At 67.8% G+C, this 22,831-nt stretch carries 24 protein-coding genes and 1 tRNA gene; 10 read left to right on the plus strand and 15 right to left on the minus strand.

Annotated features, from left to right (window positions below):
• Nucleotides 1–2 precede the first annotated feature (2 nt).
• On the minus strand, nt 3–422 hold the full coding sequence (locus tag ACIBQ8_RS26455; RefSeq protein ID WP_397193240.1) for a hypothetical protein: 420 nt from the start codon (nt 420–422) through the stop codon (nt 3–5).
• A 197-nt stretch (nt 423–619) separates the two neighbouring features.
• Here ACIBQ8_RS26455 and ACIBQ8_RS26460 point away from each other — a divergent pair, with 197 nt between their 5' ends.
• On the plus strand, nt 620–949 hold the full coding sequence (locus tag ACIBQ8_RS26460; protein ID WP_397193241.1) for a CU044_2847 family protein: 330 nt from the start codon (nt 620–622) through the stop codon (nt 947–949).
• Nucleotides 950–973: 24 nt separating this feature from the next.
• Here the strand turns inward: ACIBQ8_RS26460 and ACIBQ8_RS26465 are convergent, their stop codons facing one another.
• Together ACIBQ8_RS26465 and ACIBQ8_RS26470 are read right to left on the minus strand one after the other, a co-directional pair.
• The gene (locus ACIBQ8_RS26465) at nt 974–1,363 is read right to left on the minus strand and encodes a YybH family protein (protein WP_397178788.1); all 390 of its coding nucleotides are present in this window, start codon (nt 1,361–1,363) and stop codon (nt 974–976) included.
• A gap of 71 nt (nt 1,364–1,434) precedes the next feature.
• Complete coding sequence (locus ACIBQ8_RS26470) at nt 1,435–2,010, minus strand: TetR/AcrR family transcriptional regulator (RefSeq protein WP_397193242.1); 576 nt, start codon at nt 2,008–2,010, stop codon at nt 1,435–1,437.
• An 88-nt stretch (nt 2,011–2,098) separates the two neighbouring features.
• On the opposite strand from ACIBQ8_RS26470, the gene ACIBQ8_RS26475 reads away from it, so the two are divergent.
• On the plus strand, nt 2,099–2,470 hold the full coding sequence (locus ACIBQ8_RS26475; RefSeq protein ID WP_397178786.1) for a DUF4267 domain-containing protein: 372 nt from the start codon (nt 2,099–2,101) through the stop codon (nt 2,468–2,470).
• A gap of 16 nt (nt 2,471–2,486) precedes the next feature.
• Here ACIBQ8_RS26475 and ACIBQ8_RS26480 read toward each other — a convergent pair whose 3' ends face one another.
• The 3 genes from ACIBQ8_RS26480 to ACIBQ8_RS26490 all read right to left on the minus strand — a co-directional run bounded on the left by ACIBQ8_RS26480 (nt 2,487) and on the right by ACIBQ8_RS26490 (nt 4,755).
• Nucleotides 2,487–3,749: an MFS transporter gene (locus ACIBQ8_RS26480; RefSeq protein WP_397193243.1), complete on the minus strand. Its 1,263-nt coding sequence runs from the start codon at nt 3,747–3,749 to the stop codon at nt 2,487–2,489.
• 122 nt (nt 3,750–3,871) lie between these two features.
• Nucleotides 3,872–4,192: a hypothetical protein gene (locus ACIBQ8_RS26485; protein WP_397193244.1), complete on the minus strand. Its 321-nt coding sequence runs from the start codon at nt 4,190–4,192 to the stop codon at nt 3,872–3,874.
• A 122-nt stretch (nt 4,193–4,314) separates the two neighbouring features.
• Nucleotides 4,315–4,755: a hypothetical protein gene (locus tag ACIBQ8_RS26490; protein WP_397193245.1), complete on the minus strand. Its 441-nt coding sequence runs from the start codon at nt 4,753–4,755 to the stop codon at nt 4,315–4,317.
• Nucleotides 4,756–5,106: 351 nt separating this feature from the next.
• Here ACIBQ8_RS26490 and ACIBQ8_RS26495 point away from each other — a divergent pair, with 351 nt between their 5' ends.
• Nucleotides 5,107–5,712, plus strand: a complete 606-nt coding sequence (locus ACIBQ8_RS26495) for an NYN domain-containing protein (protein WP_397193246.1) — start codon at nt 5,107–5,109, stop codon at nt 5,710–5,712.
• A gap of 251 nt (nt 5,713–5,963) precedes the next feature.
• Here the strand turns inward: ACIBQ8_RS26495 and ACIBQ8_RS26500 are convergent.
• The 9 genes from ACIBQ8_RS26500 to dnaA all read right to left on the minus strand — a co-directional run bounded on the left by ACIBQ8_RS26500 (nt 5,964) and on the right by dnaA (nt 17,668).
• A tRNA-Ile gene (locus ACIBQ8_RS26500) sits at nt 5,964–6,037 on the minus strand.
• Nucleotides 6,038–6,172: 135 nt separating this feature from the next.
• Entirely contained in the window at nt 6,173–6,823 is a 651-nt protein-coding gene (locus ACIBQ8_RS26505) for a DUF3566 domain-containing protein (RefSeq protein WP_397178782.1), read from the minus strand.
• A gap of 3 nt (nt 6,824–6,826) precedes the next feature.
• Entirely contained in the window at nt 6,827–9,325 is a 2,499-nt protein-coding gene (gyrA, locus tag ACIBQ8_RS26510) for a DNA gyrase subunit A (protein WP_397178781.1), read from the minus strand.
• A gap of 15 nt (nt 9,326–9,340) precedes the next feature.
• Nucleotides 9,341–11,263 (minus strand): DNA topoisomerase (ATP-hydrolyzing) subunit B, encoded by a 1,923-nt coding sequence (gene gyrB / locus ACIBQ8_RS26515; RefSeq protein ID WP_397178814.1) that lies wholly within the window; start codon nt 11,261–11,263, stop codon nt 9,341–9,343.
• A gap of 323 nt (nt 11,264–11,586) precedes the next feature.
• Nucleotides 11,587–12,087, minus strand: coding sequence for a DUF721 domain-containing protein (locus ACIBQ8_RS26520; RefSeq protein WP_397178780.1), 501 nt, complete (start codon nt 12,085–12,087; stop codon nt 11,587–11,589).
• Nucleotides 12,077–13,309 (minus strand): DNA replication/repair protein RecF, encoded by a 1,233-nt coding sequence (gene recF, locus ACIBQ8_RS26525; protein WP_397178779.1) that lies wholly within the window; start codon nt 13,307–13,309, stop codon nt 12,077–12,079. Before recF ends, ACIBQ8_RS26520 begins: the two co-directional genes overlap by 11 nt.
• 122 nt (nt 13,310–13,431) lie before the next feature.
• The gene (gene gnd, locus ACIBQ8_RS26530; protein ID WP_397193247.1) at nt 13,432–14,373 is read right to left on the minus strand and encodes a phosphogluconate dehydrogenase (NAD(+)-dependent, decarboxylating); all 942 of its coding nucleotides are present in this window, start codon (nt 14,371–14,373) and stop codon (nt 13,432–13,434) included.
• Nucleotides 14,374–14,422: 49 nt separating this feature from the next.
• Complete coding sequence (gene dnaN / locus ACIBQ8_RS26535; RefSeq protein ID WP_352324554.1) at nt 14,423–15,562, minus strand: DNA polymerase III subunit beta; 1,140 nt, start codon at nt 15,560–15,562, stop codon at nt 14,423–14,425.
• A gap of 525 nt (nt 15,563–16,087) precedes the next feature.
• Nucleotides 16,088–17,668: a chromosomal replication initiator protein DnaA gene (gene dnaA, locus ACIBQ8_RS26540; RefSeq protein WP_397178777.1), complete on the minus strand. Its 1,581-nt coding sequence runs from the start codon at nt 17,666–17,668 to the stop codon at nt 16,088–16,090.
• A gap of 448 nt (nt 17,669–18,116) precedes the next feature.
• On the opposite strand from dnaA, the gene rpmH reads away from it, so the two are divergent.
• The 7 genes from rpmH to ACIBQ8_RS26575 all read left to right on the plus strand — a co-directional run bounded on the left by rpmH (nt 18,117) and on the right by ACIBQ8_RS26575 (nt 22,713).
• Entirely contained in the window at nt 18,117–18,254 is a 138-nt protein-coding gene (rpmH, locus tag ACIBQ8_RS26545; RefSeq protein ID WP_043614899.1) for a 50S ribosomal protein L34, read from the plus strand.
• An 83-nt stretch (nt 18,255–18,337) separates the two neighbouring features.
• The gene (gene rnpA / locus ACIBQ8_RS26550) at nt 18,338–18,679 is read left to right on the plus strand and encodes a ribonuclease P protein component (protein WP_387671795.1); all 342 of its coding nucleotides are present in this window, start codon (nt 18,338–18,340) and stop codon (nt 18,677–18,679) included.
• 17 nt (nt 18,680–18,696) lie between these two features.
• Nucleotides 18,697–18,954 carry a membrane protein insertion efficiency factor YidD gene (gene yidD, locus ACIBQ8_RS26555; protein ID WP_352322972.1) on the plus strand — a complete coding sequence of 86 codons (258 nt, stop codon included), beginning with the start codon at nt 18,697–18,699 and terminating at the stop codon, nt 18,952–18,954.
• A 4-nt stretch (nt 18,955–18,958) separates the two neighbouring features.
• Nucleotides 18,959–19,882 (plus strand): membrane protein insertase YidC, encoded by a 924-nt coding sequence (yidC, locus tag ACIBQ8_RS26560; RefSeq protein WP_397178776.1) that lies wholly within the window; start codon nt 18,959–18,961, stop codon nt 19,880–19,882.
• Between the two features lie 20 nt (nt 19,883–19,902).
• On the plus strand, nt 19,903–20,391 hold the full coding sequence (locus ACIBQ8_RS26565) for a protein jag (RefSeq protein ID WP_397178775.1): 489 nt from the start codon (nt 19,903–19,905) through the stop codon (nt 20,389–20,391).
• Nucleotides 20,392–20,935: 544 nt separating this feature from the next.
• Nucleotides 20,936–21,607, plus strand: a complete 672-nt coding sequence (gene rsmG, locus ACIBQ8_RS26570) for a 16S rRNA (guanine(527)-N(7))-methyltransferase RsmG (protein WP_397193248.1) — start codon at nt 20,936–20,938, stop codon at nt 21,605–21,607.
• 137 nt (nt 21,608–21,744) lie between these two features.
• A complete protein-coding gene (locus tag ACIBQ8_RS26575) occupies nt 21,745–22,713 on the plus strand; it encodes a ParA family protein (RefSeq protein WP_397178773.1) in 969 nt (322 codons plus the stop codon).
• Nucleotides 22,714–22,831 lie beyond the last annotated feature (118 nt).

The following is a 22,831-nucleotide window of genomic DNA, read 5'->3' on the forward strand; positions in this document are numbered from 1 at the left end:
GCCTACAGGCCCCTCCGGTAGGCGAGCAGCCGCAGCGGGGTGGCCACCAGAGTGGACAGGACGAGCGCGGCGTAGATGGCGTTGGCGATCCAGAAATGGTCGGCTTCCGCCATGGTCAGGCCAAGGGGGACCACCATGGAGGCGGCCAGGACGACACCTCCGACATGTTGGGCGGAACGGTTGATTTCCCTGTCTCGCACGTCGCTCTTGTGACTCTCGCTGGGCTTCACGATCTCGACCACGATACGGCCCGCGATGGACAGCACGACGCTGATCCCGATCGCCCACGCCATCGGCGCGACATAGGGGACGGCGCTGATCGGGCCCTCGCCGGCCCGGCCCAGGATGACGATGACGTAGGCCACGTAGGCGCCGGCCGTCGCCACGAGATGGACCCAGGCGCCCTTTTCCTCGTACGACATCACAAGCAGGGAAGGTAAAACAATCCAGACATCGTGTCAATGATTTCAGACTTGTCCACGACTGTGGACAACTACCCCCAACCTGTGGATAACTTTGCGCCGTTTCCGCAGCGGCCCGGAGCCCCAACGGCGAAACAGCCTCCGCCGGGCGGGCCCGTCCACCATGCTTGCACCTGTCCCAGGACAGGAGGCCGATCATGCGCTACTTCCTTGAGGTACCCCTCGACGACGGCGGCACCGTGCTCGTGGAGGTCAACGAGCGGCCCGGCGACGAGCCCCTCCCCGCCGGACGGGCCCGCGCGACCGTCGAACGCATGCCGGAGGCGCTGGGCGCGGGCCTCCAGCGCGTCCAGACCTTCGCCACCGACGTCCTGCGCCGGATGCGGTCCTGCCCGGAGCCGCCCGACGTGGTCGCGGTCGAGTTCGGGATGAAGCTGACCGCCAAGGCCGGAGTGGTCGTCGCCGAATCGACGGGGGAGGCCCACCTCAAGGTCACCGCGGAATGGCGGAAGCCGGAGGGCGGCTGACCCGGCTTTCCGCCAGGGAGCAGGTCACGCCTTGATGGCCGTGCCCTGCGCCGAGACCAGCCGCCAGTTCCCGTCGTGGCCGACGGCGTACACGTGCGTGTACCGGCTGCCGGCGCTGAACGTGCTGCCGTCAGGGTTCGTGAAGTTCATCCCGGTACGCCCCACGACGATCCCGACGTCCCCGATCACCCGCACGATGGCCTCGTCGGGGAACGAGTCGATCTTCGGGAACTGCAGGCTTCCCGACGTCACCAGGTCGAGCAGGACGTCCTTGCCGGCGACCGCGCCGTCCTCGACGCCCACTAGGACGAAGTCGTCCGCCAGCAGGTCCCTCAGCCGGTCGTGGTCGTCGGCCACCAGGGCGTCGAAGAAGCTCTGGTCCAGCTCGACCAGGGTGGTGCGGTGGGTGCTCACGGGCGTCGTCCGTTCTCGTCGATGTGCGGGCAACGAGGGTAAACGCTGACGCCGGTGACAGGGTCAAACCGTCAGGCCGCGAACCGCTTCAGCAGCAGCTCCAGCCTGCGTTCGTGCTGCTCGGCCGGCAGCCGCTTGCCGCGCATGAGCGTGACCAGGCCGTGCAGGGCGGCCCAGTAGGTCTCGGTGAGCAGGGGCAGGTCCTCCCCCTCGCCGGCGTGCGGGCGCAGCCCCTCGACCAGCTCGCCGAACGCCGCGTGCAGGGCCGCGGGAGCCTCCGGCGTGGCGAACGGCAGATCGACGTTCTGGCTGAAGATGACGTCGTAGAGCGCCGGACGCCGCTCGGCGAACGCCGTGTAGGCCGCGCCGACGGCCGCGAGCGCGCTGCCGGCGTCCGGAGCCGCGGTACGGGCCGCGCGCAGCTCGTCGGCGAGGATCGCGCACCCCTCCACGGCCACGGCCGCCATGATCGCGCCCTTGCCCTTGAAGTGGCTGTAGAGCACCGGCTGGCTGTACTCGATGCGCTCGGCCAGCCGCCGCGTCGTCACCGCCTCCCAGCCCTCGGCCTCGGCCAGCTCGCAGGCGGCCGTGATGATCAGCTTCTCGCGTTCCGCACGCTCGCGCTCCCGGCGCGCCTGTATCGACATGCTCCCAATTCTAGCACCGCTAGCGCTTCTGTCATTGTTCTGCTAGCGTCGTCCTCGTTCCTAGCAACGCTAGCTCTTGGAGACGGACATGCTCACCACCATTGCCTACGGCCTGGCCATCGCCCTCAACCTGATGGTCGTGCTCATCGGCGCGCGCTTCCTGTTCGTCCCGATCGCCGCGGCCACCGGTTACGGCGTCCCCGCCAAGCAGGACGGCGACCGGGCCTACCTGACCATCAAGGGGCTGCGCGACGGCACGTACGGGCTGCTCGGCCTGGCCCTGCTGGCCTTCGTCGGCGCCCAGGCCGAAGCCTGGTTCATGCTGATCGTCGCGCTGCTCCCGCTGGGCGACACCCTGATCGTGCTGCGCAACGGCGGCACCAAGGCGGTCGCCTTCGGCGTGCACTTCGCGACCGCCGTCGCCCTCCTGGTCAACGCCGCCCTGCTCTTCGCCGTGTGACCCGGCGATCCCGGAGCTACCCCGCCGTCGCCGTCCGTACGTCCCGCTCGATCTCCCGCCGGGACGTGCGCAGCGGCGAGAACCACATGACCACCGGACCGGCCAGCATCCCGGCCGAGAACACCACAAGCGTGGCGCGCATGCCGATCCCGCCAGCCAGCGCCCCGGCCAGCACCGCGCCGACCGGCGTGGCGGCCCAGGTGAGCCAGCGGGACGTGGCCGCCAGCCGCCCCTGCATCTCCTTGGGCGTCAGGAGCTGCCGCAGACTGCGCTGGGTGCTCTGGAAGACGAGCGTGACGATGATCATCAACGTCCACGAGACGCCCACCACGAGCTGCCCGGCCAGTCCAGGACCCACCAGCCCGATCGACCCGCTGCACAACGGGTACGCGAAGGCGGCCCCGAGCAGCACGCGCGGCATGCCGCACCGGTCGGTGAGCGGCCCCGCGACCGTCCCGGCCGCCAGCCCGCCGGCCATGCTCACCCCGAACACCAGGCCGGTCGCCAGCCCCGACCAGCCGAGCTCCCGTACGACGTAGTTGACCTCCAGCGCGCTCAGCCCGGCGATGCAGAAGCTGACCGTGGCCATGTAGAGCACCAACGGCCCGATCACCCGATGGCGGACGACGTACCGCAGCCCCTCCCCGATCTGCTCGCGCAGCCGAGGGGCCCGCTCCTTCCGCTCCGGCCTGGCCTCCGGCGACCGGATCAGCGCGAGCGCCAGCGCGCCTCCCAGGTAGGACAGCGCGTCGGCGAGCACCGCCTTGGCCGGCCCGAACAGCGAGATCAACAGCCCGCCGACCGGCTGCCCCGCCATCCCCGCGACCGTGACCGTGCTGGTGAGCTTGGCGTTCCCCGCCATCAACCGCTCAGGCCCGAGCAACGTCAGCGGGTACGTCTGGTAGGCGGGCGTGAAGAACACCTCGCACGTCGCGACCACCAGCGCCACGGCGTAGAGCTGGCCGAGCGTGAGCCCTCCGGCCACGGCCGCCAAGGGGACCGTCCCCATCGCGCACCCGGACACGAGGAACGTGACGATCATCACCGGCCGCTTGCGCCACCGATCGCTCAGGGCCCCCGCCGGCAACGACGCGAACAACACCGGCAACCGGCGCGCCGCCGTCAGCAGTCCGAGCTCCATCGGCGAGGCGTCCAACATGAGCCCCGCGACCAGGGGTAACGCCAGATAGGAGATCTCGTTCCCGAGGGAACTGGTGGTCTGGCTGCTCCACAGAAGCACGAAATCCCGATGCCGCCACAACGACCCCGCTCCCAACATCCGCGACATTCTGCCACCCCGTTCGACGTGGCCGGTTCGGTTTGGGGCCGGTTCGGTTTGGGGCCGGTTCGGATCGGGGCCGGTTCGGATCGGGGCCGATTCGGATCGGGGCCGGTTCGGCGCTAGGTCGCCAGCCAACCGAGGTCCGGCGCCGGGACGTCGAGGACCGTCCCTTCACGGATGTGCCAGCATCGCGCCTGGCCGCGCTCGTCGGTGACCACGAACACTCCCCGCGGACGGTCTCCGTCCTCGTCCACAGGCGGCAGGGCGGCCAGCCGTTCGACCTTGGCCCGGATCTCGTGCAGCGCGCCCTCTCTGACGTCGCCACCGTAGAACAGGTAGAGCGTCCAGTTGAAGGGCTTCCCCGGCCACGCCCACCCGCCGGAGTAGGGGTCGTCGTCCGCGACGATGCGCTCGGCCGCCGGCTTCTGAGCGAACCCCAACTCAATCCACCCTCTGACCGAGACGTACATCCCCATGGGCCAGATCCTACGAACGCTTCGCGAATCACCCCCTTCACCGGAGGGACCAGCACGCACCCTGGCATTGTCCACAGCCGTCGCTGCTAACTTTCCGGCGGCTGCCAAAGAAGAATGGCCCATCTGGCCCCCTTGGGCGCCTCGACCTTGACGCTACGGACGGCCACGGGGTCGGGGACCACGCTGACGCGCACACCCCCAGGCTCGGCATTGCACTGATGAGGAAGCTGCGATCCGTCTACGCGGACGATCATCGTCCCGCTCGCCCCCAAGCAGTCGACCTCCAGACGAAACGATTTCCCCATGCTGAGTTTCGTGGCCCAGCGGTGCGTCTGCCCGTCCTCTTCGACATGATGAAGCAACACCTTGCCCTTGGCGCTTCTCGAAAGATCTGCGAGCACGCGATTGACAGGGGGAGGATCGATCACGAAGTGAGGCGGTGATTCCGCGCGCCGTCCTGGAAAAGAAATCGCACAACCGGCCAAGAGCGACGAGACGGCGGCAACGGCCACCACGTATTTGCGCATGTCCCCCCTCAGTCGATCAAGCCGCGACAAGGCTACGGCAGCAATACGATCCCCACCGGCCCTCGTAGGCGGTGCGGACGTCCACCCGAGCTCGGCCGCCGTCTCCCTGGAGCTCAGGTTCCGTGCATGCGGACGGCACGCCGCAACATCACGCTTGGCCTGGTGAAATTCGGCCTTGCTGTAATGCGGCGATAATCCGGACCCGCTTCGTAGCCCGCTGGGCGGTAATTAGGCATTCAACGTATTGCTATCACGGACGGTTGTAATGCGTACGCGGTTGAACCGGCCGCCCGCGGGGGCCCTGGGCCGGGTGCCGTACATCTCAATCACCGGAACGAGGGGCAAGCGACCATGGCGACCTCATTTGGAGCGGCCGAGACCGTCCTGAACAGCGACAGCAGATGGATCGCCTACGTCGACGCGGCCAATCTGTACTACGGGATCTGCGAAAGTGCGGGCGCCGCCTACTGGCGGGTGGACGTCGTCAGAATGTGCGACCAGCTATTGAAGGCGTACAACGGCAAGCTGGCCAAGGTGAAGTACTTCACCACCGCGCTGAGCGGCAGGGCCGGGGTGGATCAGAAGCAGTTCGAACAGGACACCATCCGCGTCTACGGCAAGCAGTTCCAGCCGTTCATGGGGAAGACCAAGTACGACGACAAGACCGGCAGCTTCAAGGAGAAGCAGGTCGACGTTCGGCTGGCGGCTCACCTGGTCGGCGACCTGTGCACCAAGGCGTGCGAGGCGGCACTGGTGGTGAGCTCTGACTCCGACCTGGCCGCGGCGATCGGCGAGGCCAGGTACTACGCGCCGGGCAGGACCATCGTGGCGGCTCACCCCGACGGCGTGCTTTCCGGTGCCTACACCGATCTCGTCAACGAGGCCATCCCGATCGACGCCGGCATGTACAAGAACGCCGCCCGCCTGGACGTGACCCTCACGAAATACCGCAAGTAGGAAGCGGATTCGCGCTCCCGCCGTTCCGCCCGAGACGAGCAGGCCCTCAGCCGGGTGCGGTGGTAGCCGACCGGGGATCGGGTGATGGGCCGGCCGGCGGATCGTCCGACCCACCGTCCTTCGACCTCACCCGAAATCCCCACGCCGAGCGCCGCCGCGCCCCCGGCTGGTGTCGATGCGAATTTGCCGCCAAACGCTCAAAAGGCCGTCTCCCGATCTTCGGGAAACGGCCTCTGTATTGAGAGAAACTGTGGGGCTACCAGGACTTGAACCTGGGACCTCTTCCTTATCAGGGAAGCGCTCTAACCGTCTGAGCTATAGCCCCGCGCACACCGAACGGTATCGCATTCGCCTCTGGGAGGCGAACCAGTTGTTCGGACGAGAAAAGCTTACCGTGTCCGACGGGCTGCTCGTGCCGTACCAGCCACCCCGGTACGGCACGAGCCCCCGCCCGAACCTGTTATTCGGCCTCGCTGAACGTCACCTCAACGCCCCCGACCAGGTCGGAAGCGATGTTGTAGATGACCGCGCCCAGCGTGGACAGAGCGGTGATCAGCACCACGTTCACGGCGCCGATCAGCGCGGTGTACCCGAGGATGCGCACCGGCTCGAACCACGAGGCGATGTTGATCGGGATCGAGCTCTGTCCCTGCTCACCCTTGCCGAGCTGGTTGACCAGGTCGACGAGTGAGTCGAACACCCCCAAGGCCGACAGCACGCCGTACAGGACGGCCACTGCCACGAAGAGCACCACGAAGCAGACCAGGGACACCACGAAGCTGAACTTCATGGCCGACCACGGCTCGATGCGGCGCAGCACCAGGTGTGCCTTGCGGGGCAGCCTGGACCCCGCGTTGTTCGACGACTTCTTCTTGGGCATCTCGACGGGCGGAGGCGCCTCGCTGGTGAGCGACGGACGGATGCGCACCGTCTCGTTGCCCTCCGCCTGCGGCTCGTCCTTGGAGCGGGGCTGAGCGGCGGCGCCCTTCGCGGGCGTCCTGTCCTGCTCGCCGTCGACCGAATGGAAGATTTCCGGCTCAGTGGACTTCTTCGGCTGCTGTCCGTTACCCGACGCCGCCTGGGCTCTGGCGGTGCCACCCTGGGCGCTCATGATTTACTCTCCTCCCCCGTCTTCCTCATTCTCCACCGGAGTCTCCATCGACTCCGCGTTCCGGGCGAGGGCAACCACGCTGTCGCCTTCGGCGAGGTTCATCAATCGCACTCCCATGGTCTGGCGGCCGGACTGCTTGATCTCGCCGGCACTCGTCCGGATCACCCCGCCGGCAGACGTGATCGCGAAGACCTCGTCCTCTGGGTTGACCATGACGGCTCCGACCAGCTTGCCACGGGAACTCACGATTTTCGCAGTCAGCACGCCCCTACCGCCACGTCCTTGAACTGGATACTGCTCCACTGGCGTCCGTTTTGCGTACCCAGCCTTCGTGGCGATAAGCACATCTTGACCGTCGGCGATCCGATTCATGGCGAGAAGTTCGTCTCCTTCGAGGAACCTCATGCCGATGACACCGCTGGTCGCGCGGCCCATGGGCCGCAGCGCCTCGTCGGAGGCGGTGAACCTGATCGACTGCGCGCCCTTGGAGACGAGCAGCAGATCGTCGGTCTCGGAGACCAGGCGGGCGCCGATGACCTCGTCGTCCTCGCGCAGGTTGATCGCGATCAGACCGCCGGACCTGGGGGAGTCGTACTCGGACAGGCGCGTCTTCTTGACCAGGCCGCTGCGCGTGGCGAGCACCAGGTAGGGGGCGACGTCGTAGTCGCGGAGGTCGAGAACTTCCATGACTGTTTCGTCGGGCTGCATGGCCAAAAGGTTCGCGAGATGCATGCCACGGGCGTCACGTCCGGCATCAGGCAGCTCGTACGCCTTGACCCGGTACACCCGGCCCTTGTTCGTGAAGAACAGCAGCCAGTGGTGCGTCGTGGTGACGAAGAAGTGGTCGACGATGTCGTCCTGGCGCAGCTGGGCGCCGCGGACGCCCTTGCCGCCCCGCTTCTGCGCCCGGTAGAGGTCGGTACGGGTGCGCTTGGCATAACCGCCGCGGGTGATCGTGACGACGATCTCCTCCTCGGCGATGAGGTCCTCGATCGACATGTCGCCGTCGTAGGCGATGATCTCGGTCTTGCGCTCGTCGCCGTAGCGGTTGACGACCTCGGCCAGCTCGTCGCCGATGATCTCGCGCTGGCGGGCCTCGCTGGCCAGGATCGAGTTGTACTCGGCGATCTGGGTCATCAGGGCGTCGTACTCGTCCTGGATGGCCTGCCGCTCCAGGGCGGCCAGCTTGCGCAGCTGCATGTCCAGGATGGCCTGCGCCTGGACCTCGTCGATCTCCAGGAGCCCCATGAGGCCCTGCTGGGCGTGCGAGGCCGACTCCGAGGCCCGGATGAGGGCGATGACGTCGTCGAGCCGCTCAAGGGCCCTCAGCAGCCCGCGCAGGATGTGCGCGCGCTCCTCGGCCTTGCGCAGCAGGTAACGCGTCCGGCGGACGATGACCTCGACCTGGTGGGCCACGTAGTGCCGGATGAACTGGTCGAGCCGCAGCGTGCGCGGCACGCCGTCGACCAGCGCCAGCATGTTGGCGCCGAAGGTGTCCTGGAGCTGGGTGTGCTTGTACAGGTTGTTGAGCACGACCTTGGCGACCGCGTCGCGCTTGAGCACGATCACCAGGCGCTGCCCGACCCGCGAGGAGCTCTCGTCGCGTACGTCGGCGATGCCCGTGAGCTTGCCCTCGCGGACCAGCTCGGCGATCTTCAGTGCCAGGTTGTCCGGGTTGACCTGGTACGGCAGCTCGGTGACGACGAGCGCCTGCCGGCCCTTGTCCTCCTCGACCTCGACCACCGCGCGCATGGTGATCGAGCCGCGCCCGGTGCGGTACGCGTCCTCGATGCCCCGGCGTCCGACGATCAGCGCCTTGGTCGGGAAGTCGGGCCCCTTGACCAGCCTGATCGAGGCTTCGAGCAGCTCCTCGTCGTCGGCCTCGGGGTTCTCCAGGTACCACCGGACGGCGGCCGAGACCTCGCGCAGGTTGTGCGGCGGGATGTTGGTGGCCATGCCGACCGCGATGCCGCCCGAGCCGTTGACCAGCAGCTGCGGGAAGCGCGCCGGCAGGACGTCGGGCTCCTGCGACTTGCCGTCGTAGTTCGGGCGGAAGTCGACGGTGTCCTTGTCGATGTCGCGCAGCATCTCCATCGCGATGGGCGCGAGCTTGCACTCGGTGTACCGCATCGCGGCCGCCGGGTCGTTGCCCGGCGAGCCGAAGTTGCCCTGCCCGTCGACCAGGGGATAGCGCAGCGACCACGGCTGGGCCAGACGGACCAGCGCGTCGTAGATCGAGGTGTCGCCGTGGGGGTGGTAGGTGCCCATCACGTCGCCGACGACGCGGGCGCACTTGAAGTAGCCGCGGTCGGGACGGTAGCCACCGTCGTACATCGCGTAGAGCACCCGCCGGTGCACCGGCTTGAGACCGTCGCGCACGTCGGGCAGCGCCCTGGACACGATGACGGACATCGCGTAGTCCATGTAACTGCGCTGCATCTCGGACTGGATGTCCACCGGTTCGATGCGGTCAGCCGGGGGAGTGGTGTTCACGTCCGTCACAGGTTTAGGTCCTTCTTAAACGTCGAGGAAGCGAACGTCGCGCGCGTTGCGGATGATGAAGTCGCGCCGCGCCTCGACGTCCTCGCCCATGAGCACGCTGAACAGGTCGTCGGCCTGGGCCGCGTCGTCGAGCGTGACCAGGCGCAGCAGTCGCGTCGCCGGGTTCATGGTGGTCTCCCAGAGCTGGCCGGCGTTCATCTCGCCGAGGCCCTTGAACCGCTGGACGTTGTCCCGCGGGCGCGGGTCTGCCTTGCCCTGCGCGATGCCGTCGTTGATGACCGCGTCGCGCTCGGCGTCGGAGTAGGCGTAGGAGGCGTCCTCGCCCTTCCGGTCCCACTTGATCTTGTAGAGCGGCGGGCAGGACAGGTAGACGTGCCCGGCCTCGATCAGCGGCCGCATGAACCTGAACAGCAGCGTCAGCAGCAGGGTGTTGATGTGCTGGCCGTCGACGTCGGCGTCGGCCATCAGGATCACCTTGTGGTAACGCAGCTTGGCGATGTCGAACTCGTCGTGCACGCCCGTGCCCAGGGCGGTGATGAGCGCCTGGACCTCGTTGTTCTTCAGGACCTTGTCGATCCGCGCCTTCTCGACGTTGAGGATCTTGCCGCGGATGGGCAGGATCGCCTGGAAGCGCGAGTCGCGGCCGCCCTTGGCCGAGCCGCCGGCCGAGTCGCCCTCGACGATGAACAGCTCGCACTTCTCCGGGTCGTTCCACTGGCAGTCGGCCAGCTTGCCGGGAAGGCCGCTGCCGGACTCCAGGAGCGACTTGCGCCGGGTCAGGTCGCGGGCCTGGCGGGCCGCTATGCGGGCGCGGCTGGCCTGCAGCGACTTGTTGATGATGTCCTTGGCCTCGCCGGGGTTGCGCTCGAACCAGTCGCGCAGGTGGTCGTTGCAGGCCTTCTGCACGAACGACTTGGCCTCGGTGTTGCCCAGCTTGGTCTTGGTCTGGCCCTCGAACTGCGGGTCGGACAGCTTGACCGAGATGATCGCGGTCAGCCCCTCGCGGACGTCCTCGCCGGAGAGGTTGTCGTCCTTGCCCTCCTTGAGGAACTTCTGCTCGCGCGCGTAGCGGTTGACGATGGTCGTCAGCGCCGCGCGGAAGCCCTCCTCGTGGGTGCCGCCCTCGGCGGTGTTGATCGTGTTGGCGAAGGTGTACACCGACTCCGCGTAGGAGTTGTTCCACTGCATCGCGATCTCCACCGCGATGCCGTCGCCCTCCTCCTCGAAGGCGACGATCGACGCGTGCGCCGGCTCCTTCTTGGCGTTGAGGTGCTTGACGAAGTCGGCCAGACCGCCCTCGTAGTGGTATTCGACCGTGCGGGGCTCGCCGTTGACGTGGTCGGGACGCTCGTCGGCGAGCGTGATCGTCAGGCCCTTGTTGAGGAAGGCCATCTCCTGGAAGCGGCGCGAGAGCGTCTCGTAGTTCCAGGTGGTGGTCTCGAAGATCTCGGGATCGGGCCAGAACGTGATCGTGGTGCCGGTCTCGTCGGTCTCCTCGCCCCTGGCCAGCGGGGCCAGCGCCTTGGAGTTGACGAGGTTCAGCCGCCAGTAGTGGCCGTTCTGCTTGACCTCGACGTCCATGGCGGTGGACAGCGCGTTGACGACGGCCGAGCCGACGCCGTGCAGGCCGCCGGAGACCGCGTAGGACTGGCTGTCGAACTTGCCGCCCGCGTGGAGCGTGGTCAGCACGACCTCGACGGCCGAGCGCTTCTCCACAGGGTGGATGCCCGTGGGGATGCCGCGGCCGTTGTCGACCACGCGCACGCCGCCGTCGGCCAGCAGCGTGATGTCGATCCTGGTGGCGAAACCGGCCAGCGCCTCGTCCACCGCGTTGTCCACGATCTCGTAGACGAGGTGGTGCAGGCCGCGCTCACCGGTGGAGCCGATATACATACCCGGGCGTTTGCGAACCGCCTCAAGTCCTTCGAGTACGGTGATTGAGCTAGCGTCGTAGGACAACTGCGAAATCCTCCTGCCGCGGACACGCGGCGGGGGAGGCCGTCAACTTCATGCTGCCCCTACCGTGCCCGTCACCGTCGTGAGTGCCCCGATGCGCGGTCACCCGGGGGAGTCGGCTTGCTGCCGGGGTGACACGCAAGCGGACGTGTCCGGAATCCTTTTTCATTCTACCGCTTCCCGGAGCCCGTGGTGGCAATACACGCGCCTGTGATGCGCCCTAGCTCGATTTGCCCCCCACTCAAGCATCCCCCCTTCGGAAAGGGGGCTTATCGCGTCTGCGGCGGTCTGATCGCCCCCGGCGCCTAACCATAGGTGTCGCCGGGCCCCCTGCTTCCGGTCACCCGCAAACCCCCTGTGGGGCGGGGCGCGTTCTGCGGCCCCCTGACCTTGACCTTTGTCACGGAACCGTCACCCAGCTCCTCGTTGAGCCTGCGGATGAGGGTGCGCGCGAGCAGCCTGACCTGCGTCGCCCAGGCCGTGGAATCGGCCGCGATGAGCACCTCGCCGTCGTCGAAGGACTCCGGCCGGGTGTGGGCGGCCAGGTCGGGGCCGACGATCTCCTTCCACCGGCCGAACACCGCGCCGACGGCCGCCGAGCGCTCCCAGCCGCGGTCGGCCAGCAGGTCGGCGATGGCCCGGCCGAAGAGCTGGGGATCGCCGGCCTCCCTGCGCGGGCCGGCCTTGCGCCTGGGCTCGCGGCGCGGGAGCTGGCCGCGCTTGGCCGCGTCGGCCTTGGCCTGCGCGAGCTTCTCCCTCGCCATGGCGGCCCCCCTGGCCGCCGCGTTGTGCTGCTCATCGGACACGGGTCACGCTCCCCTCAGCGACGTCGAAACGGGCCCCCGCCAGCTCCTTCGGCACGTCGTCTGGCACGGCGGCGGTGATCAGCACCTGTTCGGCCGGCGCGACGATCTCGGCCAGCCTGCGCCGGCGCTGGCTGTCGAGCTCGGCGAACACGTCGTCGAGGATCAGCACCGGGTCGCCGCCGTCGGCCCGCAGCAGGTCGTAGGCGGCCAGCCGCAGCGCCAGCGCGAACGACCACGACTCGCCGTGGCTGGCGTAGCCGCGGGCGGGCAGGTCGCCGAGGCCCAGGATCAGGTCGTCGCGGTGTGGGCCGACGAGGGTGACGCCCCGTTCCAGCTCGGCCTGGCGGACCTCCGACAGCCGGTCACGGAGCTGCTGTTCAAGGGTTTTCCCCAAGTCTGTGGATAACGTCTGCGCCTCGGGAGATCCCCGCTCACCGGCGACTTCGTCCTCCGCGCCGTCCCCACCTGTGGACAACGTGCTGCGGTAGGCCAGCGTCGCGGGGGCGCTCGTGGGGGCCAGCGCGGCGTAGGCCCCGGCCACCAGCGGACGCAGCGCCTCGATGAGCTCCAGCCGCGCCCGCAACAGCTCCGCGCCGTGCCTGGCGAGGTGGGCGTCCCACACCTCCAGCGTGCTCAGGACGTCGCCGGCGCCCGCGGCGGCGAACGCGGTGTCACTCTCGGCCCGCCGGGCGCTCCTGCTGCCCCTGCGGGCCTGCGCGGCCGTGCGCAGCAGGGCGCCGCGCTGCTTCAGCACCCGGTCGTAGTCGGCCCGGACCCCGGCGAACCTCGGGGCCCTGGCCACGAGCAGGTCGTCGAGGAATCGGCGGCGCTCCGACGGGTCGCCCTTGGACAGCGCCAGGTCCTCCGGCGCGAACAGCACCGTGCGCAGCAGCCCGATGACGTCGCGCGGCCTGGACACGGGGGAGCGGTTGAGCCGCGCCCGGTTGGCCTTCCCCGGGTTGATCTCCAGCTCCACCAGCGCCCGCCGGTCGTCCCTGTGGACGGCGCAGCGCACGATGGCCCGCGCGGCCCCCTGCCGCACCAGCGGCGCGTCGTTGGCCACGCGGTGGCTGGAGTGCGTCGCGACGTAGCCGAGGGCCTCGACCAGGTTGGTCTTGCCCTGGCCGTTGGGCCCGACGAGAGCCGTGACGCCCGGTTCCAGACCGAGCTCCACGGACGCGTAGGACCTGAAGTCGGTCAGCGAGAGGTGGGCGACATGCACCCCACGAAGGTTAGTCCGCCGCGGGGGCCGCCCGTGTCACCGGCGTGCCGTCCTGTGGAAAACCCCGGGCTTCCCCGGACGGCCTGTGGACCACGCGGCCGGACCGACCCGGCTGGGCCGGGCTATTCGGCTTCGCGCGGCGGGGTCACGTCGGCGCCGGGCGAGTCGGCGCCCTTGCCGGTGCTGCCCTCGGTCGAGGTGATCGCGTGGCCGCCGAACTGGTTGCGCAGCGCGGCGACGACCTTCATCGCGGGGGAGTCGTCCTGGCGCGAGGCGAACCGCGCGTAGAGGGCGGCGGTGATCACCGGCAGCGGCACGGCGTGGTCGACGGCCGCCTGGACCGTCCAGCGGCCCTCACCGGAGTCCTGGGCGTAACCGCGGAGCTGGTCGAGGTGCTCGTCGTCGTCGAGCGCCCGGACCATCAGGTCGAGCAGCCAGGAGCGGATGACGGTGCCGGTGCGCCAGCTGCTGAAGGAGCCCCTGACGTCCTTGACGACGTCGGACGCCTCCAGAAGCTCCCAGCCCTCCGCGAACGCCTGCATCATGCCGTACTCGATGCCGTTGTGGACCATCTTCGCGAAGTGGCCGGCACCGACGTCACCGGCGTGGACGAAGCCGTCCTCGCCCTCGGGCTTGAGCGTCTCGAAGATCGGCATGAGCCGCTCGACGTCGGCCTGCTCGCCGCCACACATGAGGGCGTAGCCGTTCTGGAGCCCCCACACGCCGCCGCTCACGCCGCAGTCGACGAAGCCGACGCCCTTCTCGCGCAGCTCGGCGGCGTGCTTCTGGTCGTCCACATAGTGTGAATTGCCGCCGTCGACGACGATGTCGCCCTCGTCGAGCAGCTCGCCGAGCTCGTCGATCGTCTGCTGGGTGGGCTTGCCCGCGGGAACCATGACCCACACCGCGCGCGGCGCGGACAGCCGTCCGACCAGCTCCTTCAAGCTGGCCACGTCGCTGATGCCGGGGTCGCGGTCGTAACCGACCACCTCATGGCCGCCGCGGCGCAGCCGCTCGGCCATGTTGCCGCCCATCTTGCCCAGTCCCACCATGCCGATCTGCATGACGCTCCTCTACCCCCTTGTCAGGCTTCCATCATCCCCGATGACGGGATCAGCCCGACAGGCGGATGGGCATGATCAGGTAACGGTAGTCCGTACCTGCGCCTTCGTCCACAGGCTTGCCCCCTGTGAGGATGGCGGGTTTGGTCGAGGTCGTCATCTGCAGGCGCGCCACGTCGGAGTCGATCGCGCCGAGCCCCTCCAGCAGGAACTGGTGGTTGAAGGCGATGTTCATCTCCTCGCCCTCGTAATCCACAGGCAGTGCCTCGACGGCCTGCGCCTCGTCGCCGCTGCCGGCCTCCAGCACGACCTCGCCGCTCCTGAACGCCAGGCGGACGGGGGTGTTGCGCTCGGCGACCAGGGCCACGCGCTTGACCGCCTCGACGAACGGGCCTGTGGACAGGTCGGCGCGCGCGGAGAACTCCGTGGGCAGCAGCGAGCGGTACTTGGGGAACTCGGGGTCGAGCAGCCGGGTCGTGGTGCGCCGGCCCGCGCTGGAGAAGCCGATCATGCCCTCGCCGGTGCCTCCGGCCGAGCTGAGCGCGATCTCCACCTCGGCGCCGGTGGTGCCGAGGGCCTTGGCGGTGTCGGCGAGCGTCTTGCCGGGGATCATCGCGATCGCGGCGAAGTCGGGCTGGCCGGGCTGCCACTTGAGCTCGCGCACGGCGAGCCTGTAGCGGTCGGTGGCGGCCAGGGTGACGGTGTCGCCCTCGATCTCCATGCGCACGCCCGTGAGCATCGGCAGCGTGTCGTCCCGGCCCGCCGCGACGGCGACCTGGCTGACGGCGGAGGCGAACACGTCGCTGCCCACCCGTCCGGCGGCCGGCGGCATGGCCGGCAGCGACGGGTAGTCCTCCACGGGCATGGTCAGCAGGGTGAACCGCGCGCTGCCGCACGTGACGACGGCCTTGGCGCCTTCCACCACGAAGTCCACAGGCTGTGCGGGAAGCGCGCGCGTGATCTCGGCGAGCAGCTTGCCCGAGACCAGGACGACGCCCGCCTCACCGGTGTGGAGTTCGAGCGTGACCTCGGCGGAGACCTCGTAGTCGAACCCCGACAGCTTGAGCTGCTGGCCCTCGGTCACCTCCAGGCGCATGCCGGCGAGCACGGGCACCGACGGGCGCGCCGGGAGACTGCGTGCCGTCCATGCCACCGCCTCAGCGAGGACGTCTCGCTCGATTCGGAACATCACGGTGATCAGCCTCCTGGGTTCGTCGTTGATTCAAGTGTTCACTCTCCCGCACCGCGGTTCGGGGAGAACCCCTCTATGGGTCTTTGATTTTCTTAGTAAGAGAGATAAGAGGTCATCACACTAGGGGCTGTGGGAACTGTGGACAACTGATGTCCTCGCAGCTCAGTGCCCCTGTTTTCATCCACCGAGGGTGTGGGTGACGCCTGGGGGAAACTTCGCCGCCTGGGGATGAAGTTTCGTTGCCCACAGGCCGTCCCCAGATCATGGGGTGTTCATCCACCGGTTATCCACGAGGTTTCCACAGGTTGTCCACGGGGTAAGAGGGGGCCTTCTGGAGTCCCAGATCGACTGTTCACAGGCCGTCCACACGTTATCCACGAGTCATCCCCAGGTTCTCCTCAGGATGTCCCCAGATTCGTCCCCAGCCCTTGTGGGTGGATTTTTCCCGGCATTGGTGGTCGTACCGACGCGCCGATTTTGCGTTTCCGCTGGTCCACAGTGTTTTCCACAGGCTGTGTACGAGCATCAAGATCCACGCTTGCTCTGTTTGATACGCATTGTCAGCTCGTTGACCTGGTTGTACATCGACCTGCGCTCGGCGATGAGCGACCGGATCTTGCGCTCGGCGTGCATCACGGTGGTGTGGTCGCGGCCGCCGAACTGCTGCCCGATCTTCGGCAGCGACAGCTCGGTCAGCTCGCGCGCCAGGTACATGGCGATCTGCCGGGCGTTGACGAGCGCGCGGCTGCGCGAGGTGCCGCACAGGTCTTCGATGCTGATGCCGAAGTAGTTGGCGGTCTCGGTCATGATGGCCGCGATCGTGATCTCGGTGTCGGACTCCGAGGTGATCAGGTCCTTCAGCACGACCTCGGCGAGCTGCAGGTCCACACCCTGCCTGTTGAGGCTGGCGAACGCGGTCACCCTGATCAGGGCGCCCTCCAGCTCGCGGATGTTGGTGGAGATCCGGCTCGCGATGTACTCCAGCACCTCGGGCGGCGCGGCCAGGCCCTCCTGGATGGCCTTCTTCCGCAGGATCGCGATGCGGGTCTCCAGCTCGGGCGGCTGGACGTCGGTGATCAGGCCCCACTCGAACCGGTTGCGCAGCCGGTCCTCCAGCGTGATGAGCTGCTTGGGGGCGCGGTCGCTGGAGATGACGATCTGCTTGTTGGCGTTGTGCAGGGTGTTGAAGGTGTGGAAGAACTCCTCCTGCGTCTGCTCCTTGCCCTCCAGGAACTGGATGTCGTCCACAAGCAGGATGTCGATCGCCCGGTAGCGGCCGCGGAAGCCGTCGGCCTTGTGGTCGCGGATGCTGTTGATGAAGTCGTTGGTGAACTCCTCCGAGCTCACGTACCTCACCCGGGCGCCGTCGTACAGGCTCTGCGCGTAATGCCCGATCGCGTGCAGCAGGTGGGTCTTCCCCAGGCCGGAGTCGCCGTAAATGAAGAGCGGGTTGTACGCCTTCGCGGGGGATTCGGCCACCGCCACGGCCGCGGCGTGCGCGAACCGGTTGCTGGCGCCGATGACGAATGTCTCAAATGTGTACTTCTGGTTGAGCCGCGCCGGCTCGCTGGGCTTGTTGCTCTTCGCTTCCCAGCGATTCGGCGCCGGCTCCGGCGCTTTCTCCACAGGCGGTGTGTACGGCTGCACCTGTTCAAAAGAGAACGAAGGCTGTGGATATTCGGTGGACGCCGGAGGCTGCTCGGGCTGTGGAGAATAGAACTGCGGAGGCTCGGATGCCTGGTAGTGCTGGGGTTGCACCGGCTGTGTGTAACGCGGCTGGCTATCCACACTCTGGGGATAAGGCACATTCACAGGCTGTTGATGGGTGTCTGGCAAAGGCTGTTCTGGAGCCGTGGTGTCGATCATCACGGCCAGCCGCATCGTCATCCCCAGTTCCTGGGACAGCGCGTGGGCCACCAGCGGGCGCAACTTGCCCTCGATGAGGTCCTTGAGGAAGTCGTTGGGGACGCCGAGCACGATCGTGTCGTCCGCGAGGGCGATCGGACGGACCATCGACAGCCAGGTGCGCTGCTGGATGGGCACGTTCTCGTTGAGGAAGTTGCCCAGGGCCCTCGCCCATACCGTGCCGAGGTCGACACCACTCATGGTGCGGCTCCCCTCCTTCCTCTCGCGGCCCCCCGCGATCGTTTATCCACATGACCGTGGTCGCCCCGAGCGGTCGGCGACCCCTTCGTCCACAGCGTGGCGGCAGGGCTTCGTACCCAGGTCCTCCACAGGAGATCCACAGGCTGTGCACGGTGTTTCCGGTGGTCCAGAAGGGCCGACAGTATCCATGTGCACAGCTGTGTTCAAGACGTTGTCCACAGCGTAGTGGCACCTGGATGCACAAACTGTGGACGTGGGCCCGGCGGTGGAAAAGTCGCCTGTGGATCAGTGGATAACCCGTTCGGTTTGACCTGAGACGCCGTTGGCCCGTAACGTACGACGGTCGGCTTGCCACGCGACGGCTATTTCGCGTGCCCTCGCTCCCACGGCAGGCCAGCCATGTGTGTATAAGCGCCCCTGGGCGCACCTTCAAGCCTGGAGCCCACCCGTGAGCAAGCGTACTTTCCAGCCGAACAACCGTCGCCGCGCGAAGACCCACGGCTTCCGGCTGCGGATGCGCACCCGGGCCGGTCGCGCCATCCTCGCCGCCCGTCGCCGTAAGGGCCGCGAGAAGCTGTCGGCCTGATCGACCCGCGCCCGAAGTCTGGCCCGTCGGTGTACCTCGCCGACGGGCGTTAGGCGTATACGGTGCTGTCCCGTCAATCCCGCATGCGGCGCGGGGACGAATTCGAAGCGGCCGTCCGGCGCGGCAAGCGCGCCGGACGCCCCACTTTGGTGGTGCATCTCAACCTTTCTGGGGAAGAGACACCTCTGGTTGGTTTCGTGGTGAGCAAGGCCGTTGGTGGCGCGGTGACCCGGAACAAGGTCAAACGACGGCTCCGACACCTGATGCGCGACCGTCTCGACCGGCTGCCGCGAGGTAGCCTGCTGGTGGTACGCGCCAATCCACCGGCCGCGTCCGCGTGCGTCGAGCAACTGGCCGCCGATCTCGACGCCGCGCTGGATCGTTTGCTGAGGCGGCGCGAGTCCTCGACGGGTGGACACAGATGACGGAGCAGCCGCAAGGGATGCCGGGCCTCGCCGCCCGGGCGCTGATCATCCCCATTCGGTTCTACCGGGCCTTCATCAGCCCGATGCTCGGTCCACGCTGCCGGTTCTACCCGTCGTGCAGCGCGTATGGGCTCGAGGCGATTGCCGTACATGGGGCATTGCGCGGCACATGGCTGACTGTCCGGCGCATCGGGCGGTGCCACCCATTCCATCCCGGAGGTATAGACCCGGTGCCCCCACGCCCGGTCCGGTCCCACGAAACGCAAGGGAGCTAGCTCGGTGGAGCTGTCCTGGCTCAATTGGCTGTACACGGCCGTCGCCCAAGTCATCACCTGGATCCACCAGGTCTACAGCACTTTCCTCGACCCCAACAGCGGGTTGACCTGGGCGCTGACCATCGTCACGCTGACCGTCTGCATGCGGATCCTCATCTTCCCGCTGTTCCTCAAGCAGATGCGGTCGTCGCGGAAGATGCAGGAGCTGGCACCGAAGGTCCAGGAGCTCCGCAAGCGCTACAAGAACGACAAGCAGCGCATGAACCAAGAGGTCATGGCGCTGTACCAGGGCGCGGGCGCCAACCCCCTCGGTGGCTGCCTCCCCGTCGTGGCGCAGTTCCCGATCTTCATCTCGATGTTCACCGTGCTGCGGGCCATCGCCGCCGACCAGGCCAAGTTCGGCATGTCGCAGGAGCTGGTCGACAGCGCCAAGCACGCGCTGATCATCAACGCCCCCCTGCCCGCCACGTTCTTCGAGGCGCCGGACATCGCCCAGAAGGTCGTCATCGGCTTCTTCGTGGCGATCAGCTCGCTGACCACGTTCCTCACCGTCCGGCAGAGCGTGACCCGCTCGATGGCGCAGATGCCGGACAACCCCATGGCGCAGCAGCAGAAGATCCTGATGTACATCTCGCCGCTGTTCGCCTTCTTCAGCCTCAACTTCCCGCTGGGCCTGATCCTCTACTGGGTCACCACCAACCTGTGGACGCTGGGCCAGCAGCACTGGTTCTACAGCCGGCACCCGATGCCGCAGTTCGACGCCAAGGGCAACGCCATCCCCGTGACGCCCAAGCCCGGCCTTGTGGCCAAGATGCGCAAGACCACCCCGGCAGAGGAAGCCCCTCCCGCCGCTCCGGAGCCTAAGATCATTAGGCAGCAGCCCAGCCGCCAGTCCCGCAGCAAGCGCACCGGCAGCAAGAAGTCTTGAACACGAAGGAGAGGCCGGCCATGACCGAGGCCGAGCAGGAGAAGGCTCCTGATCTCAACGCGCTTGAGCAGGAAGGCGAGATCGCTGCCGACTACGTCGAGGGCCTTCTCGACATCGCCGACATCGACGGCGACATCGACATGGACGTCGAGGGCGACCGTGCCATGGTCTCCGTCGTGGGGCTCAAGGGCAACGAGCTGGTGGGCCCCGCGGGCGAGGTCCTGGAGGCGCTGCAGGAGCTGACCCGGCTGGCCGTCCACCGGCAGACCGGGGAGCGGTCGCGGCTCATGCTCGACGTCGCCGGCTACCGCGAGCGGCGCCGGGCGGAGCTGAGCAAGCTCGGCACCGAGATCGCCAACCAGGTCAAGGAGAAGGGTGAGCCGAAGGCGCTGCACCCGATGACTCCGTTCGAGCGGAAGATCGTCCACGACGCGGTGGCGGCCGCCGGGCTGCGCAGCGAGTCCGAGGGTGAGGAGCCGCAGCGGTACGTGGTGGTCCTTCCCGCCTGAAACGTGCATGGTGAGCCGGTTCGGCCGTCTGTCGGCGCTTGGGTGCGCTGATGGGCGGCCGTTTCCGTGTCTATAGCTGTACGTACGGGATGCGGGGGTTGTGTGGCCTTCTAGCGGGATTGCTGGCTTGCCTCCGTGCTTGTGCGGATCGATCCCTGTTCTTGTTGTGGGGGAGTTGTTCGGGGCTTTCGTGCGCTGGCGTTCTGGCTTGATGCTGTTAGCGGGGGAGTGAGCGGGTTTGTGCGCTTGCCTTGGCAGTCATCCCGAAAAGTGTCTCTAAGTGCTTCTTTCGGGCTATATGCGCTTAATGTCGTTTGTAGGGGATCTGGTGTCGAGGGTGGATCGGGAGGGGTACGCGGCGGCGTGCTCGACCGTCACCCACATGCCAGCCCGCTAGTCTTCCAGTGTGATCTCACATCTAGCCTTGGGTGGACACCGCCCCTAGAACGTCGAGACACCCACCGTCGAACGCCCACCGGCATCACCGCCGAGCAGGCAACCTGAGTACGAACACCACCTGAGACCGAGAAAGGGCCAGCATCCAGTGAGCGAAGAGCTTCCGGCGCCGCCGGACATAGCGCGGGACGTCTTCGCCGGGGAGGCATGGGACCGCGCGAACGCGTTCGCCGCGATGCTGGCGGGCCCGGGCGTCGTCCGGGGACTGCTGGGGCCGCGTGAGGTGCCGCGGATCTGGGATCGCCACCTGCTCAACTGCGCCGTGGTCGCCGAGGCCGTGCCGCAGGACGTGCGGCTGGTGGACATCGGCTCGGGGGCGGGGCTGCCGGGGCTGGTGCTGGCCATCGTCCGCCAGGACATCGAGGTCACGCTGCTGGAGCCGTTGCTTCGCCGTACGGTGTTCCTGGAGGAGTGCGTCGAGGCGCTCAAACTGGACAACGTCGAGGTGCTGCGTGGGCGGGCCGAGGATCTGGCGGGGGAGCGGGAGTTCGACGTCGCCAGCGCTCGGGCGGTCGCACCGCTCGACCGGCTGCTGAAATGGGCCATGCCTCTTCTGCGTGAGGGCGGCGAGCTGATAGCCATGAAGGGCGAGCGCGCCGCCGGCGAGCTGGCCGAGGCCGAGTCCCAATTGCGGGCCTGCGGGGCCCGAACGGCCGAGCTTGTGACCGTCGGGCACGGTAAGGTCGAGCCGCCTGCAACATTGGTTCGGGTGGTAGCGGGTCGCGCGCCGGAGAGAGCCAGGCGGCGACGAAGGAGGTGACGGTTGTGCCAGTCGCGTCTTGCGGTCTTGGCTGGCCGGACAGCCGTCTGTCCGAGAGCCCAACCGGGGTTGGATGGCCCGAAATGGGCGTGTCGCAACAGCAAATTCCCGGCACCGGCACACCACTGGTTGAAAGGATGGCCAACGTGACCCAGACCCCCCTGAACCCCGGTGATTCGCCGTTGGTACGAGAGGCGCTCAGTTCAGTGGTTTCACGTGAAACACCTGCCACCACCCAACCGGCCGCCACCCAGCCAGCCGCCGAGCAGCCGGCCGCCACCCAGCGGGGTGGCACCGGTGGTGACGGCGACAACTCCTGGCCTCGGCCGGCGAAGTGCAGAGTGATCGCGGTGGCCAACCAGAAGGGCGGCGTCGGCAAGACCACCACGTCGGTGAACATCGCCGCGGCCCTGTCGATGCACGGCCAGCGCGTCCTCGTGGTGGACCTCGACCCGCAGGGCAACGCCTCGACGGCCCTGGCCACCGAGCATCGCGGTGACGTACCGGATGTCTACCAGGTGCTCGTCGACGATCTGCCCATGGTGGAGATCGTCAAGCAGGTCCCCGAGATGCCGAACCTCTACTGCGCGCCCGCCACGATCGACCTGGCCGGCGCCGAGATCGAGCTCGTCTCGCTGGTGGCGCGGGAGGCCCGGCTCCGGCGGGCGCTGGCGGCGTACGAGGCGGAGTTCGACTACATCGTCATCGACTGCCCGCCGTCCCTCGGCCTGCTGACGGTCAATGCCCTGGTCGCGGCGGAGGAGGTCATGATCCCGATCCAGTGCGAGTACTACGCGCTGGAGGGGCTGGGGCAGCTCCTCAGGAACGTCGACCTCATCAAGGCGCACCTGAACCCGGCTCTGCGGCTCTCCACGATCGTCCTGACGATGTACGACGGGCGTACCCGGCTGGCTTCGCAGGTCGCCGACGAGGTGCGGTCGCACTTCGGGGAGACGGTGCTGAAGACGGTCATCCCGCGTAGCGTCCGGCTCTCGGAGGCGCCCAGCTATGGGCAGTCGGTCATGACGTACGATCCGGGGTCGAGCGGGGCGATGGCGTACATGGACGCGGCCCGGGAGATCGCCCACCGCGCCACCGTGGCCTGACCTCCGGTCGCTCGCTGGTCTTTCGTGGGTACGGCTTGAGGGCGTAGCTGCCATGCCCGTGCCCCGGTGTGTCTGCGCCGGGTTGGTGCGGTGGACGTCGGCGGTGGGTGGTCTCGTC

The organism is Nonomuraea sp. NPDC049646, from assembly GCF_044465525.1.
GTDB lineage: Bacteria > Actinomycetota > Actinomycetes > Streptosporangiales > Streptosporangiaceae > Nonomuraea.

What these genes read in the sequence shown, in the direction of transcription:
- ACIBQ8_RS26455 (WP_397193240.1), bottom strand. Translation starts at nt 422, where the DNA reads ATGTCGTACGAGGAAAAGGGCGCCTGGGTCCATCTCGTGGCGACGGCC.
- ACIBQ8_RS26460 (WP_397193241.1), top strand. Translation starts at nt 620, where the DNA reads ATGCGCTACTTCCTTGAGGTACCCCTCGACGACGGCGGCACCGTGCTC.
- ACIBQ8_RS26470 (WP_397193242.1), bottom strand. Translation starts at nt 2,010, where the DNA reads ATGTCGATACAGGCGCGCCGGGAGCGCGAGCGTGCGGAACGCGAGAAG.
- ACIBQ8_RS26475 (WP_397178786.1), top strand. Translation starts at nt 2,099, where the DNA reads ATGCTCACCACCATTGCCTACGGCCTGGCCATCGCCCTCAACCTGATG.
- ACIBQ8_RS26480 (WP_397193243.1), bottom strand. Translation starts at nt 3,749, where the DNA reads ATGTTGGGAGCGGGGTCGTTGTGGCGGCATCGGGATTTCGTGCTTCTG.
- ACIBQ8_RS26490 (WP_397193245.1), bottom strand. Translation starts at nt 4,755, where the DNA reads ATGCGCAAATACGTGGTGGCCGTTGCCGCCGTCTCGTCGCTCTTGGCC.
- ACIBQ8_RS26495 (WP_397193246.1), top strand. Translation starts at nt 5,107, where the DNA reads ATGGCGACCTCATTTGGAGCGGCCGAGACCGTCCTGAACAGCGACAGC.
- ACIBQ8_RS26505 (WP_397178782.1), bottom strand. Translation starts at nt 6,823, where the DNA reads ATGAGCGCCCAGGGTGGCACCGCCAGAGCCCAGGCGGCGTCGGGTAAC.
- gnd (WP_397193247.1), bottom strand. Translation starts at nt 14,373, where the DNA reads ATGCAGATCGGCATGGTGGGACTGGGCAAGATGGGCGGCAACATGGCC.
- dnaA (WP_397178777.1), bottom strand. Translation starts at nt 17,668, where the DNA reads ATGAGTGGTGTCGACCTCGGCACGGTATGGGCGAGGGCCCTGGGCAAC.
- rnpA (WP_387671795.1), top strand. Translation starts at nt 18,338, where the DNA reads ATGCGGCGCGGGGACGAATTCGAAGCGGCCGTCCGGCGCGGCAAGCGC.
- yidD (WP_352322972.1), top strand. Translation starts at nt 18,697, where the DNA reads ATGCCGGGCCTCGCCGCCCGGGCGCTGATCATCCCCATTCGGTTCTAC.
- ACIBQ8_RS26565 (WP_397178775.1), top strand. Translation starts at nt 19,903, where the DNA reads ATGACCGAGGCCGAGCAGGAGAAGGCTCCTGATCTCAACGCGCTTGAG.
- ACIBQ8_RS26575 (WP_397178773.1), top strand. Translation starts at nt 21,745, where the DNA reads ATGGCCAACGTGACCCAGACCCCCCTGAACCCCGGTGATTCGCCGTTG.